The 15,427-nt window shown below is 32.3% G+C and carries 12 protein-coding genes and 2 pseudogenes; 6 read left to right on the top strand and 8 right to left on the bottom strand.

What is annotated here, in order from left to right; all coding sequences use genetic code 11:
- Window positions 1–198: 198 nt before the first annotated feature.
- The gene (locus AC1Q7N_RS11290; RefSeq protein ID WP_002456036.1) at window positions 199–1,986 is read right to left on the bottom strand and encodes a cation:proton antiporter; all 1,788 of its coding nucleotides are present in this window, start codon (window positions 1,984–1,986) and stop codon (window positions 199–201) included.
- A 347-nt stretch (window positions 1,987–2,333) separates the two neighbouring features.
- Between AC1Q7N_RS11290 and AC1Q7N_RS11285 the strand changes: the two genes are divergently transcribed.
- Entirely contained in the window at window positions 2,334–3,383 is a 1,050-nt protein-coding gene (locus AC1Q7N_RS11285) for a YkvI family membrane protein (RefSeq protein WP_002438159.1), read from the top strand.
- Window positions 3,384–3,631: 248 nt separating this feature from the next.
- On the top strand, window positions 3,632–5,056 hold the full coding sequence (gene aldA, locus AC1Q7N_RS11280) for an aldehyde dehydrogenase (protein ID WP_002456035.1): 1,425 nt from the start codon (window positions 3,632–3,634) through the stop codon (window positions 5,054–5,056).
- Between the two features lie 70 nt (window positions 5,057–5,126).
- Here aldA and AC1Q7N_RS11275 read toward each other — a convergent pair.
- Window positions 5,127–6,074, bottom strand: a pseudogene (locus tag AC1Q7N_RS11275) (metal ABC transporter solute-binding protein, Zn/Mn family).
- Window positions 6,075–6,240: 166 nt separating this feature from the next.
- Here AC1Q7N_RS11275 and AC1Q7N_RS11270 point away from each other — a divergent pair.
- On the top strand, window positions 6,241–6,522 hold the full coding sequence (locus AC1Q7N_RS11270; RefSeq protein WP_001831535.1) for a GNAT family N-acetyltransferase: 282 nt from the start codon (window positions 6,241–6,243) through the stop codon (window positions 6,520–6,522).
- A 261-nt stretch (window positions 6,523–6,783) separates the two neighbouring features.
- On the top strand, window positions 6,784–7,581 hold the full coding sequence (locus AC1Q7N_RS11265; RefSeq protein WP_002438150.1) for a VOC family protein: 798 nt from the start codon (window positions 6,784–6,786) through the stop codon (window positions 7,579–7,581).
- A gap of 440 nt (window positions 7,582–8,021) precedes the next feature.
- Here AC1Q7N_RS11265 and AC1Q7N_RS11260 read toward each other — a convergent pair.
- The 3 genes and pseudogenes from AC1Q7N_RS11260 to AC1Q7N_RS11250 all read right to left on the bottom strand — a co-directional run bounded on the left by AC1Q7N_RS11260 (window position 8,022) and on the right by AC1Q7N_RS11250 (window position 11,058).
- A pseudogene (locus tag AC1Q7N_RS11260) lies at window positions 8,022–8,324 on the bottom strand (NINE protein).
- Between the two features lie 200 nt (window positions 8,325–8,524).
- Window positions 8,525–10,018, bottom strand: coding sequence for an aldehyde dehydrogenase family protein (locus AC1Q7N_RS11255; RefSeq protein ID WP_002438147.1), 1,494 nt, complete (start codon window positions 10,016–10,018; stop codon window positions 8,525–8,527).
- 377 nt (window positions 10,019–10,395) lie between these two features.
- Complete coding sequence (locus AC1Q7N_RS11250; RefSeq protein WP_002438144.1) at window positions 10,396–11,058, bottom strand: NAD(P)H-dependent oxidoreductase; 663 nt, start codon at window positions 11,056–11,058, stop codon at window positions 10,396–10,398.
- 246 nt (window positions 11,059–11,304) lie between these two features.
- Here AC1Q7N_RS11250 and AC1Q7N_RS11245 point away from each other — a divergent pair, with 246 nt between their 5' ends.
- Window positions 11,305–12,297, top strand: a complete 993-nt coding sequence (locus AC1Q7N_RS11245; protein ID WP_002456690.1) for a D-lactate dehydrogenase — start codon at window positions 11,305–11,307, stop codon at window positions 12,295–12,297.
- A gap of 186 nt (window positions 12,298–12,483) precedes the next feature.
- Here the strand turns inward: AC1Q7N_RS11245 and AC1Q7N_RS11240 are convergent, their stop codons facing one another.
- Window positions 12,484–13,293, bottom strand: coding sequence for a Cof-type HAD-IIB family hydrolase (locus tag AC1Q7N_RS11240; protein WP_002438142.1), 810 nt, complete (start codon window positions 13,291–13,293; stop codon window positions 12,484–12,486).
- A gap of 344 nt (window positions 13,294–13,637) precedes the next feature.
- Window positions 13,638–14,249 (bottom strand): class A sortase SrtA, encoded by a 612-nt coding sequence (srtA, locus tag AC1Q7N_RS11235; RefSeq protein ID WP_002438141.1) that lies wholly within the window; start codon window positions 14,247–14,249, stop codon window positions 13,638–13,640.
- Between the two features lie 175 nt (window positions 14,250–14,424).
- Between srtA and AC1Q7N_RS11230 the strand changes: the two genes are divergently transcribed.
- Complete coding sequence (locus tag AC1Q7N_RS11230) at window positions 14,425–14,919, top strand: GNAT family N-acetyltransferase (protein ID WP_002438140.1); 495 nt, start codon at window positions 14,425–14,427, stop codon at window positions 14,917–14,919.
- A gap of 63 nt (window positions 14,920–14,982) precedes the next feature.
- On the opposite strand, the gene AC1Q7N_RS11225 is transcribed toward AC1Q7N_RS11230, so the two are convergent.
- Window positions 14,983–15,159 carry a hypothetical protein gene (locus AC1Q7N_RS11225; protein ID WP_002438139.1) on the bottom strand — a complete coding sequence of 59 codons (177 nt, stop codon included), beginning with the start codon at window positions 15,157–15,159 and terminating at the stop codon, window positions 14,983–14,985.
- Window positions 15,160–15,427 lie beyond the last annotated feature (268 nt).

The following is a 15,427-nucleotide window of genomic DNA, read 5'->3' as shown; positions in this document are numbered from 1 at the left end:
AAAAAGACAATTTCTATATTATTTCAATAGAAATTGTCTTTTTTCACTTATCCAGATACTTTATGTCCCGAACTCTTAATTCATGTGCTGAAGTATACTTTGTTTTATTTTGAATTAATTAATGGTCACGTCATTGATTATCTTTTCATAAAACAAATTAATTTTTGAAGTATGGCTTTTTGTAACTTACGCAACACATTAAGTTAAATAAGCATTTTTTAAAATACCATAAACACCTGTTTCATGTTCAGGTATATCTCTATTGCTTCGTTTAAACGTCACTTCTTTATCTTCATTGATATGATAGATTAACATATCATTTTCTGTAATTTTTTCATAATCTTCTGCCGGTACTTCAACAATATTATGTTGTGTAATAAATTGATTAAACCAACGTGGGGTATGATTTTCATCAAATAATATATGATTTCTGATTGGACCATTTAAATTGTTTCGTGCTTGCTCATCATTAAAAGATACTGGCATCATATCTACATTATTCAAGCCAAATTCAGGCACCAATTCATTAAATGCTAAACTGTTAAAGATAAACGATTGTGTCATCAAAATACATTTATTATAACGTAATAAATCAGAATAAATTCTATCATTGCTAGATAAAAGATTACCTTTAAATACTTCGAACCCAGCTTCGTGGGCTTTTTCTGATGTGTTTTCAAATAAGTTGAACATCATGACGGGTATACCATGATCCCTTAGATTAATACCAAGATGGAACGAAAATTCACTTTCTCCGACAATGATCACGCCTGGTGGCTCCGTACTTGCTACACCGAACAGTTTACTTAAAGGTGTAAAACCAAATCCATAAATGACTACAGTGATAAATACAAGACCAAAAGTTACTGGTGTAATATATTGAGCCATAGGAATTTTATCGTCCATAAATAAACTTGAGAAGAATTGTGCCACTGTTAAAACCACAATACCTCTAGGCGCCATTAGTGCTACTACTACACGTTCCTTTTTAGTTATTTCAGTACCTAATGTTGAAAGAAGCACTGAAATTGGTCTTACTAATACAATCATAACCAAACTAAAGAGTATGAGCTGCCAAGATAACACATTGAGCAACACATCTTTAGTGAGAGAAGACGTAATTAAAATAAATACAGTACTCACAAGTATAGATGATGCATTATCTATAAAGTGGTCTGATTCTTTAAAGATGAGATCGTGACGTTTTTTACGCGCCATCATTAAGCCAAAAATTGTTACAGCTAGTAAACCTGATTCTGATAATATCTCATCGCAGATACTAAATGTTAAAAGAATAAATACAAGCTGAATGGGTGGCATTAAACTTTGAGGAATTTTATCTTGACCTATAAGCCAATTAAATAGAAAGGCTGCACCAAAACCTATTAAAATTGCAGCTAAGAGTTTCAAGATAAAGAGAATAATAACGACAAAGCCTATCCCTTCCTCAAAAATCTGGAATACATAAAATGCAGTGAGTGCAATAATAGGTCCAATAGGATCTAAGATAATACTTTCCCATCTTAATACTGAATCGACATTTCTTTTTACTTTCGCTTGCTTCAGCAAGGGTTGAATCACGGTTGGACCAGTGATTAGGAATAGTCCTCCGATAACAAATGAAATAGACAGAGGGAAATTCATAGTGACATGTAAAGCGATTGCTCCTAAAATCCATGCAATTCCCGCTCCTATTGTAATAATTCTTATAACAGCTTTAGAAATGCCTTTTAATTCTCTAAAATCTAGATTACTACTACCTTCAAATAATATAATTGCTACAGCAAGAGATACAATTGAACTAAATGCCTCAGGTCCAAGTGCCTCTTTTGGGTTTGCTAGTCCAAAAATAGGTCCTACAAGCAAACCTACGATGGCCATGACAACAATCGATGGCCATTTTATTCTACTCGCTAACCATTGACTAAAAATGCCTAGTGCTAAGAACAATACAATCGTTAGCATCACGGGCAATTCCAATGACATATTAAACACCTTCTTTATTTCTAATTCGATTTATATACTTAATATTGACCTATACTACCAAAAATGCTTTGCAATTGCATTATGATTTGCTTAAAGATAATGTAAACATTTAAATGAAATATATGAATTTAAGTTAGATGGCACTTGACTATACGCATTTATCTGCCATCTTATTTAATCATACCACACTTAAACGTGCACCCTATTTATACAATAGTACATATGTGGCGAACTTTACTGTTTATTTTTTCGGTAAAATCATCTAAAATAGATTAATGTAATTTTTAAAATTTTTGTCAGAAAAATTAATCTAACTTGGATAGCGCTTGAAGGGATTTGTTTATTAAATGAACAATGTTAAAGAATCCATCATTGTTGCCTTCGCCTTTGTAGGCGTTGTAGTTGGAGCAGGATTTGCAACAGGTCAGGAAATCTTTCAGTTCTTCACTAGTCATGGTATTTACAGTATTGGCGGTATTTTTATTACTGGACTTATCTTAACTCTTGGAGGAATATTCGTATTAAATACTGGCTTTCGTCTTAAATCTCAAAATCACTCCGAATCTATTCGTTATTATTTACATCCAACAATAGCTAAATTATTTGATATTATACTTACAGTATTTTTATTTTCTCTAGCAATTATTATGACAGCCGGCGGAGCATCGACTATAAATGAAAGTTTCGGCTTACCTTTTTGGTTAAGTTCTTTCATTTTAGTGATACTTATTTTGATAACATTATTTCTAAAGTTCGATCGTCTTATCGCTGTTTTAGGAGGGGTAACACCATTTCTTGTGGCAGTCGTAGTAATGATTGCAGTGTATTACTTTATTACCGGTGATTTAAACTTTAGTGATGTCAGTCAATATTCAAATCAAAATAAGTCGATTTCACCTGGTTGGTGGTTTGACGCAATTAATTATGCTAGCTTACAAATTGCTGCTGCATTTAGCTTTTTAACTGTAATGGGCGGTAAGCTACGATATCAATCGTCCACAATTTATGGTGGACTTATCGGTGGTATTATTGTGACTTTACTATTACTTTTGATTAATTTTGGTCTTGTTACAGAATTTAATCAAATTAAAGAGGCAGCATTACCATCATTGCTACTTGCTAAGCAGATTTCTCCATCCATTGGTATTATCATGTCTGTCATTATGGTTTTAGTCATATACAATACAGTAGTAGGTTTAATGTACGCCTTTGCATCACGCTTTAGTCGACCGTTTACGAAACGTTATTATATTCTTATAGTTATGATGGCGATAATAACATTTGCTTGTACTTTTGTGGGATTCATTTCTCTCATTGGTAAAGTGTTCCCTATTATGGGACTTTTTGGTTTTATCTTATTGATTCCTGTGATATACAAAGGAATTTTACGAAAATAATAATCTTAGCCTAGGACAAATTGTCTTAGGCTTTTATATTGTCAATAAGGTAAAGAGTTAAACATATACTAAACAAATTTTAATTCTATTAACACTTCCTGTGTGAGTTAACGAATCTATTTAAACACTATTCCACCTTCTTATTGGTTGCTCATTTTCTTGAAGTTCAGGAGAATTTTAATATAAAATAATGCAATTTAAATTTAAAACTGATCTTTCAGGGAATACTTCTAATGGAGGTGTTTAACATGACAAATCAATTATTTATTAACAATGAATTTATAGAAAGTCAGTCTAAAGAGACAATGGATGTCATTAATCCAGCTACTGGCGAGGCATTTGATACTATCACTCTTGCAACTGAAGAGGAAGTAAACGACGCCATTGAAAAATCGCAACAAGCACAACTTGAATGGGAGCGCGTGCCTCAACCTACACGTGCGGAACATGTTAAATTACTTATACCTTTATTAGAAAAAAATCGCGATGAAATAGCTCAATTATACGTAAAAGAACAAGGTAAAACTTTAACGCAAGCTTATGGAGAAATTGACAAATCAATCTCATTTATCGATTATATGACAAGTCTGAGTATGTCAGATAAAGGACGTATTCTACAAAATAGTATTGCAAATGAAACGATTCAAATTATCAATAAACCTATCGGAGTTACTGCTGGTATTGTGCCATGGAACGCACCGATACTTGTCCTTATGCGAAAAGTCATTCCAGCTATAGTAACTGGTTGTTCAGTAGTGATTAAACCTAGTGAAGAGACAACGTTACTCACTCTTCGATTAGCTGAATTATTCAGAGCATCAACTATACCAGCAGGATTGATTCAAATTGTTCCTGGCACTGGAGAAACAGTAGGTACACAATTAGCTTCGCATAAAGACATTCAACTTATTTCTTTAACTGGAAGTATGAGAGCTGGTAAATCTGTTTACGAAAATGCTGCTCAAACTGTAAAGAAAGTAAATTTAGAATTAGGTGGAAACGCACCAGTCATTGTCACATCAAATGCCGATTTAGATAAAGCAGTTGACTATATCGTGACAGCCCGTATAAATAATGCAGGTCAAGTTTGTACGTGCCCTGAACGTATCTTTGTACATGAAGATGTTCACGATGACTTTTTAAATAAAGTAACTTCCAAAATGAAAAGCTTAACTGTTGGAGATCCATTTGATGAAAACACCGATTACGGCGCAATTATTAACCAAAAACAACTTGATAGTATTCATGAAAAGGTTCAAGATGCTATTAAAAATGGTGCAACATTGATGACTGGTGGACATCAATTAAAACGCCATGGTTTCTTCTACGCACCAACGGTATTAGATAGCGTTAGAAAAGACGATAATGTGTTTAAAGATGAAATTTTTGGTCCAGTTCTTGCGATAACAACATACCGCGATTTTGAACAAGTGATTGAAGACGCTAATGATACAAACGCTGGCTTATCTTCTTATATCTTCTCTGAAAATTTAACAGAAGTAATGACAGCAACCGAACGTCTAAAATTTGGTGAAGTATATGCAAATTGTGAGGCTGAAGAAGTCGTTAATGGCTATCACGCAGGTTGGCGTGAATCAGGCTTAGGTGGCGCTGACGGTATTCACGGTTTTGAAGAGTACTACAATACCACAGTAAGTTATATCAGATACTAATGTAATCATTATCATATAACTAACGGGATGGGTTTAACGTTTTATTTAGAACGTTAGACCCACCCCGTTTTTAATTATTGAGTGCGCGATTTAATACGTAAATGTTCTTTTTCATTAATGATTGGTATGAAATTGAATCATCATTTTGCTCCTCTTTAGTCAATACAGCTAAATTATGAAAACTTAATGGTTTAGTATCTGTTTCTTTCTTAATAACATCTGTAATTTTGGAGGTAATATTTTGTTCATATAAAACATAAGGCGCATGCGAATGCTGTATATCTTTAACGATATTCAAAATCTCTTTTTGACTAGGTTCTTCATCATTCATACCTTTAACACCTTGTTGTTTAAAACCATAACGATGCGCTAAATATCCAAGCGAATCGTGTGATATCACAACTTTATCTCTTTTAGAATGCTTCGTTATTGATTGTAGTTGTTAATCAATATGCACAATATCTTTATTTACTATTTTATAATTTTTATTGTAATAAGCTTGATGTTTAGGGTCTTTCTCTATTAATTTCTCTTTAATCATGAAAGCGAATTTTTGATTTAGAACAGGATCTAACCAAACATGAGGATCTTGATTCGATTCTTCATGATGTGAATGATGCTCATGATTTTCATCATGGTCTTTAGAGTGAATAAAATCACTTTGTTTGAGTCCTTCGGCAAGCGCTAATTTCATGCTATTATTGGTCATCGAATTCGTAATCTTTGCAGCGACAGGATCTAATTGATGACTTGAATAGACAAACAGATCACTTTTGGCAATATCAATCATATCTTTTTGTGTTGGTTCATATGAGTGTAAATCAGCACCAGCAGGATAGATTGATTGCGTGTCAACATATTTTCCACCAATCTGTTGTGTCAAACTTTGAAATGCGTATACAGTCGTGTATACTTTCATTTTATTCTTGTCATTAATACTTTCGCGTTTACGATGATCAAAGCTACTGCATCCGCTTAACATTAAAATGATGATTGACACTATAATTAATTTCTTCAATATAAGTGCTCCCTGCTATGACCAATTTATACGCTTATCACTATATCTGTTACATTATAAAAAAGCAATAGTTATCAATATAAATGTAAACTGTAAACTAATTATGTTTGAAAACGTCAAAGCGTGATAAATATAACTATATACAATTTTAAAGGAGTGAACGTCGATGGCTGCAGAAATTAAACAAGGCGATCATAAATTCTATGTAGGTAATGACGAAAATAACCCAAAAGCTGTTATTACATTTAAAGAGGTTGATAACAATGAAATAGACATTGATCATACTGGAGTTTCTGATGAACTCGGTGGACAAGGTCTAGGTAAAAAATTAGTTAATCGTGTTGTTGAACATGCACGAGAAAACAATCTAAAAATTATCGCTTCTTGTCCATTCGCAAAAAACGTATTAGAAAAAGATGATCATGCACAAGATGTTTATCTAGGATAGTTTATGTGAATGTACTCATATCAATTTGAGATATACGTCATTCGCTTATTTCACCGAAAATTTATAGCAGTTGACTAAATATACAATACGTTTATCAAATGGCCACACATATAGTCAACTATGTAAGAGTAGAACTAATTTCAAAATAATTTAGTTCTACTCTTTTATTTAGATTTTATATTAATTCAATATATTAGCTATTTTAATATCTTTTAAGTATATTAATTATACTTATTTTAAAATTGAAAGGAACACGAAACTATGACAAATTTTCATTCTATAGATGCTACACAAGTAACAAACGTCACTTTAAATGTTAAAGATTTAAATAAATTAACTGATTTCTATTCTAATGTATTAGGTTTTTCTATTGAAAAACAAACGAATCAACAAACCGTATTCAACATCGGAAATCTTGGTTATACTTTAACTTTAAATGAACTTAACAACGGTCGACAACCGGAATTTAGAGAAGCAGGGTTATTCCATGTTGCTTATCTTTTACCGACTCGTAGCGATTTAGCAGACTTCCTTTATCATGCTAACAATCTCAACATCGCAATGGGTGGTGGAGATCACCTTGTCAGTGAAGCGCTATATTTCACTGATCCTGAAGGCAATGGTATTGAAGTCTATTATGATCGCCCTTCAGAAGACTGGTTGTGGCGAGACGGTTTTGTCAAAATGGATACATTGGAAGTTGATGTCAATGATTTAATGACTCAACGGTCAAATGAAGGTTGGCAAAGTTGGCCGGAAGAAGGAAAAATCGGGCATTTACATCTCAAAACACACAATTTAGAATCTGCTTATGAATTTTATGTTGAAAAGTTAGGGTTCGAACATATATCTAATTTCCCACAAGCACTATTTATGTCCACTCAAAAGTATCATCATCATATAGCTACAAATACTTGGCAGTCAAATAAGATTAGAACTCAAAATGAACAAACTTATGGTTTATGTCACTTTGACATATATCAACCTAATGCAAATACTACTCATGTTACTTCACCTGAAGGCTTTGACATTACAATTCATGGTAACGAAATAAAATAACTATAATAACTTATCGTAGTTGAATACACACCTTATTTTGAATAAGTTATCCAAGTTACCGACAACTTGCCTTGTCCGTGGAATTTCTCGGTGAAATTCTCTTTGTTGAGGCCCCGAACCCCAACTTGCCTTGTCCGTGGAATTTCTCGGTGAAATTCTCTTTGTTGGGGCCCCGAACCCCAACTTGCCCTGCCCGTTGAATTTCTCGGTGAAATTCTCTTTGTCGGGGCCCCGAACCCCAACTAGCCTTGTCCGTTGAATTTCAACATGTACTTCGTCTTTATGGGGGGTGAAAGTGTTTGATATATGGCAGGTGTATTTTCTAATGGTTTGTCTATATATTAAGAAAACCTGAGACAAGATTGATGTGTACTATACCTCACAATGTTAGAATTTAATCTAACTTTGCGTTGCACTCAATGTCTCAGGTTTTTATAATTTTATTTATTTTTCATTAATTTTATTTCGCTTAAAGCTTGCTGACGTATTCTATCTTCATCTTCTTTAACCCAGTTTGGAATTAAAAAAGCATCAATAATAGCCCAAATTAAAGTAGGAATTCCAAAAGTAAACCAAACAGTTAATAATGTTAAGACTAATAATCCAACTCCACTTCCTACTTTACCATGTTAAATTCTGTGTGCTCCAAATCCTCCTAAAAAGAACCAAAGTACTTAAGATACAGCAGTAGATTTTCCACGATTTGTTACTTGTTGTTCAATATAACTTTTTTCTAGATTCATAAAATCTCTCACAACATTTTCATATTTAAAATGATTGTACCATACAAAATATAAATGCGAATATTAATTTATTATTTTTCACCAGATAAATAAATTTTAGTGTAATAATCAAAAATATTTTCGGCTTTTAATTGAAGTAAAATTTCAACAAAAAACAGGACGCACGCATACGCATGCATCCTGTAAAGTGTCTCGTTTTATTAATATAAACCTTTAGTTTGGTTGCTTGTATCAATAAAGATATTTTTAACTTGTTGATAGTTTTTGATAGCATCTTTATATACTTCGCGCCCAATACCTGATTTTTTATATCCTCCGAATGGCGCACCAGCAGGAATTTGATTATAAGTATTAATCCAAATACGACCTGTTCTCATAGCTTTAGCTACATTTAATGCACGATGAATATCTGTAGTAAAGATACCTCCAGCTAAACCATACTCAGAATCATTTGCAATTTCGATAGCTTCTTGCTCATCATCGAATTTTTCAACTACTACAACTGGACCGAAGATTTCTTCTTGAGCAAGTTGATGTTTGTTATCGTTAATCTCAATAATTGTAGGCTCAAAGAAGTAACCTTTGTCTAAGCCGTTATCTGTGATTCGATGACCACCAGTTAAGATGTTCGCTTTGTCATCTTCTTCAGCAATTTTTATATAACTTTCAATTTTATCTAATTGTTCTGGTCCAGTTTGCGCACTCATTTTAGTATCTTCATCAAATGGATCGCCAACTTTAATATTTTCAAATGCTTCTTTCAATTTTGGCAACAATTCATCGTAAATAGATGATTGTACTAATAATCTTGAACCTGCACTACATACTTCACCTTGGTTAAATAATATACCAAGTTGAACACCTTCAATCACTTGCTCTAAATTAGCATCATCAAAGATAATATTAGCACTTTTACCACCTAGTTCTAATGTTGTAGGAACGATACGTTCAGCACCTGCTTGTGCTACACCGTAACCCACGTCAGTAGAACCTGTAAATGATAACTTATCTACACCTTCATGATGGAAAATAGCGTCTCCTGATTCAGACCCTTTACCAGTTAAGACATTAACTACTCCTTTAGGAAGAACTTCTTGGAAAATTTTAGCAAGTTCAATTAATGATAAAGGCGTTGAAGATGATGGTTGAATTACTACTGTATTACCTGCTGCTAAAGCTGGTCCTAATTTCCATGATGCTAATAAAATTGGGAAGTTCCATGCTACTACTGCACCAACAACTCCAACAGGTTCATTAACAACTAAACTCATTGTGTTTTGATCAATTTCATTAACTGAACCTTCGTCAGTTGTTAAAACGCTAGCAAAATATTTAAATTGATTGGCTGCTTGTGGTACATCAATTGTTGATGTTTCACGATAGGGTTTACCATTTTGCAGTGATTCAACCGTCGCTAAATGTTCAGTTTTCTCATGAATACGTCGACTAATTTCTAATAAATAATCTGCACGTTCTTCTTTAGAAATCTTACTCCAACTATCAAATGCATCATGAGCTGCTTGAACAGCTTTATCTACATCTTTTTTACCAGCGCGTGCAACTTTAGCTAAATCTTCACCATTAGCTGGATTAGAAACAGTTAATGTTTCCCCACTATCACTAGCTTGGAATTCATTGTTAATAAACAAGCCGTAACTTTCATCTATATAATTTCTTACGTTAATATTTGTCATTAAAACCCATCCTTTTTTAGTGATATTTGAAGTAATCGCTTATCCCTAATAAAATGTAAGCGTTTACTTAATGTAATACCTATTTTAACCTCTTTTGTAAATAATGCAAAATTATCTGTTTGCATCATCATTAAAAGCGACTATTGTATGTTGTACCCGCTTTGAGTTTTATTATTCAACGTATAAAAATTCTATTATATTCAACAAAACAACCTGAGACTTCAAGTAAAAGTCTCAGGTTGCTTATATATTAATTATTGATAACTCACTTAATCTTACATTCGTATAATCGTACTAGATTAAAGTTCTCACTATCGTGAGTTAACTATGATATTTAACATAAACCCATGTTATACCCTGGGTTTCATAGAATTTCTTTATTCAATCCAACTAATGATGTCGTCTTCGTTTTGTCTAACTTTGCCGTGTTTAGGTTCTTGTGCTCTGTAACCAAAGCCTACCATAACTGAAATACCAAATTGTTCCGTATCTAAAACACCCTCATCTGAAAGAATTTCAGTCACTTTATCTAAATCAAATCCTTCAATTGGACATGAGTTGATACCTAGTAATGCAGCACTTGTCATCATGTTTGCTAATGCAATATATGTTTGTTTACTCGCCCAATCATATAATGTTCGTTCATTATCGGCAATATGGAAACTTTCTTGGAAATCATCAAATTTATTTTCAACTGCTGGAATTGTACTTTCTTCATATTTTTTGACGCCACGAAGTAAATGTTGCACGTAATCTGTATGAGCCGTCACATTCTTACGAGCAAAAATTAATACAAAGTGACTTGCTGTATCAAGTTGCTTTTGTGCTCCCCAACTATAGGCTTTCAATTTTTCTCTCAATTCTTTATTTTGAACCACTACAAAGTGCCAAGGTTCTAAACCTAGTGAACTTGGAGATAATCTACCTGTTTCTAAAATCGTATTAAAATCTTCATCACTAATTTTTTTCGTAGGGTCAAATTCTTTTGTCGCATGTCTAAAATGGAATGCATCAATAATCGTTTGATTCATCTGATTCATAATCATACCTTCCTCTCTTTACTTCTGTTGATACAAATTATATACGACTTCAAAAAGTAACTAAAGTAATTGATTTCTAATCTCTTCAACTCACTTATATAGTTAGTATAATTTAGAAATTTAAAAGACCTATGAAGTAACTTGTTTAGTGAATTAAATCACATATAATTAAAAAATCATAAGTACTGACTTGTGAATGTTTTTACTATTTATTAATTACAAATTTTAGAAATGGGGTAATTTTTAATGACAAAAATTATGTTTTTCGGCACAAGAGCATATGAGAAGGACATGGCATTACGTTGGGGAAAGAAAAATAATATCGATGTCACTACATCAACAGAACTTTTAAGTGTAGATACTGTCGATCAATTAAAAGATTATGACGGTGTTACAACAATGCAGTTCGGTAAATTAGAACCTGAAGTTTACCCTAAATTAGAGTCCTATGGTATTAAACAAATTGCACAACGTACGGCTGGATTTGATATGTATGACTTAGAACTTGCAAAAAAACATGAAATTATTATCTCGAATATACCTAGTTATTCACCTGAAACAATTGCTGAATATTCGGTATCTATCGCTCTGCAACTCGTACGAAAATTCCCAACAATTGAAAAACGTGTGCAAGCACATAATTTCACATGGGCGTCCCCTATTATGTCTCGTCCAGTAAAAAATATGACTGTAGCAATCATCGGTACAGGGCGTATTGGTGCTGCAACTGGTAAAATCTATGCTGGTTTTGGTGCGAGAGTAGTTGGTTATGATGCATATCCTAATCATTCTTTATCTTTCTTAGAATATAAAGAAACAGTAGAGGATGCAATTAAAGATGCTGATATTATCTCATTACATGTACCCGCTAATAAAGATAGTTTCCATTTATTTGATAACAATATGTTTAAAAATGTTAAAAAAGGTGCCGTTTTAGTCAATGCCGCAAGAGGAGCTGTGATAAACACGCCTGATTTAATTGAAGCAGTAAATAATGGTACATTATCAGGTGCTGCCATTGACACATATGAAAATGAAGCTAATTATTTCACATTTGATTGTTCAAATCAAACGATTGACGACCCAATATTATTAGACCTAATTAGAAATGAAAATATTTTAGTTACACCTCATATTGCCTTTTTCTCCGATGAAGCAGTACAAAATTTAGTAGAGGGTGGTTTGAATGCAGCATTATCAGTAATTAATACTGGCACATGTGATACGCGATTAAACTAATACGAATAAAGTCAGTAATCACTGTAATCAAGATATTATTTATCATTATTTCAATTTACTTAACCTATATCATTACATCACAATATCACTTGGTATTGTTGCGAATAAAATAAAAAAGACTTTACTTTTCTAAAAAAATGGTTAAGTGTCTGTACATGTTAACGTTTCAGACATTTAACCATTTTATTATTTATTGGAATAACCGAGAACAACATTTTCGATTGTTGATAGTACGCCTTGTTCATCATTGGAAGGTGCCACATGACTCGCTATATCAAATAATGATTGATCTTCACTATTAGCCATAACATAACTATGTTCGGCAAGCTCCAACATATCTTTATCGTTATTTGCATCTCCAAATGCCATTAAATGTGAAGCAGGCATTTGCCATTCTTTTAATAATCTAGACAAAGCTTGACCCTTAGTCATATTTGGCATAATAACATCTATACTATCTCTCCCACTTGATACTAGTTTAATATCGTCTTTAAACTTAAGAGCTAATTTCTCATCTAAGTCTGGATGAGTCTGACGATTTATATTGAAAGCAATTTTCACATAATCATCATCAGGTAATGTTTGTAAGGAGTCAACCTCTATTAGTTGGTGATAATATGTACGTGCATCTTGCTTAAATGCTTCGCTTGTTTCTTTTAAAATATATGCACTTTTTACACCACAAATAATCAAATTGTTTATCTTTTGATTCAAATTTAAATAATTTACAACTTTTTGAAAAATATACTGATCAAAACTTCGATAATTGTAAAGTTGATTACCTTTATAGATGACTGCTCCATTTTCAGATATAAAGAACATTTCCCTATCTCCAAAAATTGATTTTAGCTTTGCAAATTGATTCCCACTCGCAGCTATAAACTTAATATTTTTATCTATTAATTCTTTAAAAATAGTTTCAAAACGATTTCGATCAAACTGTTTATTTGTGTCAAGAAATGTTCCATCCATATCTACCGCAATGGCTTTAATCATCGTTAATCCCCCTATCTATAGATTAAAATTCATAATCATTATATAGCTGTTGGATTTGGTATTGAAGCAATATCAAATATAGTGAAAACATATTCATATATTGAAATTGTTTTCAACATAAAAAATAATTACCTTTGTCATTCACACTATCGCTTAATATATAAGATAAATCTCTTATTTTCATTTATATAACTTGAATCAAAAATATTAAAAAGAGCCAAGGACATTCACTTTGTCCTCGACCCTCTAATCAATAAGTTATTAAAATTTATTTTAACAAAGCATCTTCTCGAAGAAGAACATAATTAATACAGTTTATTACGTATCTTTCACTTATAAGAATATTAGTTAATTTGTGTAGCTATGAATATTTTCCTTGTTTCCCAAACACCCGTTTCTTCGTTATAGTCATCGCAAGTAATTAATGTTAATTGATTTTTCTTATTAGGATGTTCGTCTAATACCTTAACCTCTGTAGGCTTAACATCACGTATTTTAGTTATTTTATACTTTCTAGTTTGATTTCCAGTTTTAAAATACACTTTACTACCGATTTTGGCTGATTTTAAATTTGTAAATTGATAGTGCGAACGATCTGTAAACGTATGACCAGCAATTGAAATATTCTGTTGATTAAGAGATTCGTCACCTTCTGCAAAACTAACACCTCTATTGAGTTGTTCTGGTGTTGCTGGACCAGGGTATACTGGTTCTTTTATTTGTGCATCTGGAACTTCTATATAACCAGCCATTTTAGATTTATCGGAAGGTATCTTTGGCGTCGATTTAGATGTCTTTGTCTGTTCTTTTTCCTTTTTATCATAATTTTCAATTTTATAATCGTTATCTTTTTCATGTAGATAATTATCGATATATGGCTTTGAGAATAAATAAATAGCTAAAATGATTAACAATACGCCTATTAAGGTGATTAATCTATTCATCCACTGCTTCATTTATGTTACTCCTTTATATTTATTTCGCAAATTATATAATTTTAGTTTAGTATAGCATTAAATTAAAAATTCAACATTACATGATATGAAATAGATGAGAATGCATATTAACCTCTGAAAATGACGCACTATCTATTGAATGAGAATAATAATTTTAAAGATTTGAGGAATTGAGATGATTAGATTTGCGCGACTAGAAGATCTTCAAGGTATTTTGACAATTTATAATGATGCCATCCTTAATACAACAGCTGTTTATACGTATAAGCCACAACAATTAGATGAACGTCTTCAATGGTATCAATCTAAAGCAAAAATAAACGAACCTATATGGGTTTATGAAAAAGAAGGGAAAGTAGTTGGTTTTGCCACTTATGGTTCCTTTAGACAATGGCCGGCCTATTTATATACTATTGAACATTCTATATATGTTCATCAACAGTACAGAGGACTAGGTATCGCTTCTCAATTATTAGAGAATTTAATTCGTTACGCTAAAGAACAAGGTTATCGCACTATTGTTGCTGGGATTGATGCATCGAACATGGATAGTATCGCATTGCATAAGAAGTTTGACTTCTCACATGCAGGTACAATTAAAAATGTAGGTTATAAATTTGATCGATGGCTCGATTTATCATTTTATCAATATGATTTATCTGATTCATAAAAAAAGTGTAGAGTTATTATTAAATAAGTTAATCCAAAAAGATACTCTTTATTTTTTATTTCTTCAGTCTTCTTTTTTATTTTCAATAACAAAACGAATGTAATAGAACATAAAAACAATTATCATGCTCAATGATAATGATTTAAATAGCAAGTTGGGCCATGTTCCCTCGATAGTCCATAAATAAGTTATCGTCGTGTTAATGATGAATGCGATGAAAATCAAAAATAATCTCAGCATTTCATCAACCCCTTTTTAGCTATTTTATGTCGTTGTCAGAAAATTTGCAATATACAAAGACTGGGACATAATTCCTAGCAAAATAGCCAGTAAATGAGTTTTCATAAATTCATTTACTGGCTTCTTTATTTATAATACTACGTATTGTTGGCTCGCTTTCCTAGGGGACAGCTTCAGCCTGTAGTCTTCAACTTGTCCTGTTCCCTCAAGAGTCTCGCCAAAATACTTTGTGCTTATATGTAATTTTATATTAAAATACTTTAAAAAA

The organism is Staphylococcus sp. GW823-FHT05F06 (assembly GCF_058795495.1).
The sequence above is the reverse complement of the archived record's forward strand: the minus strand, read 5'-3'. Positions and strand labels throughout refer to the sequence as shown.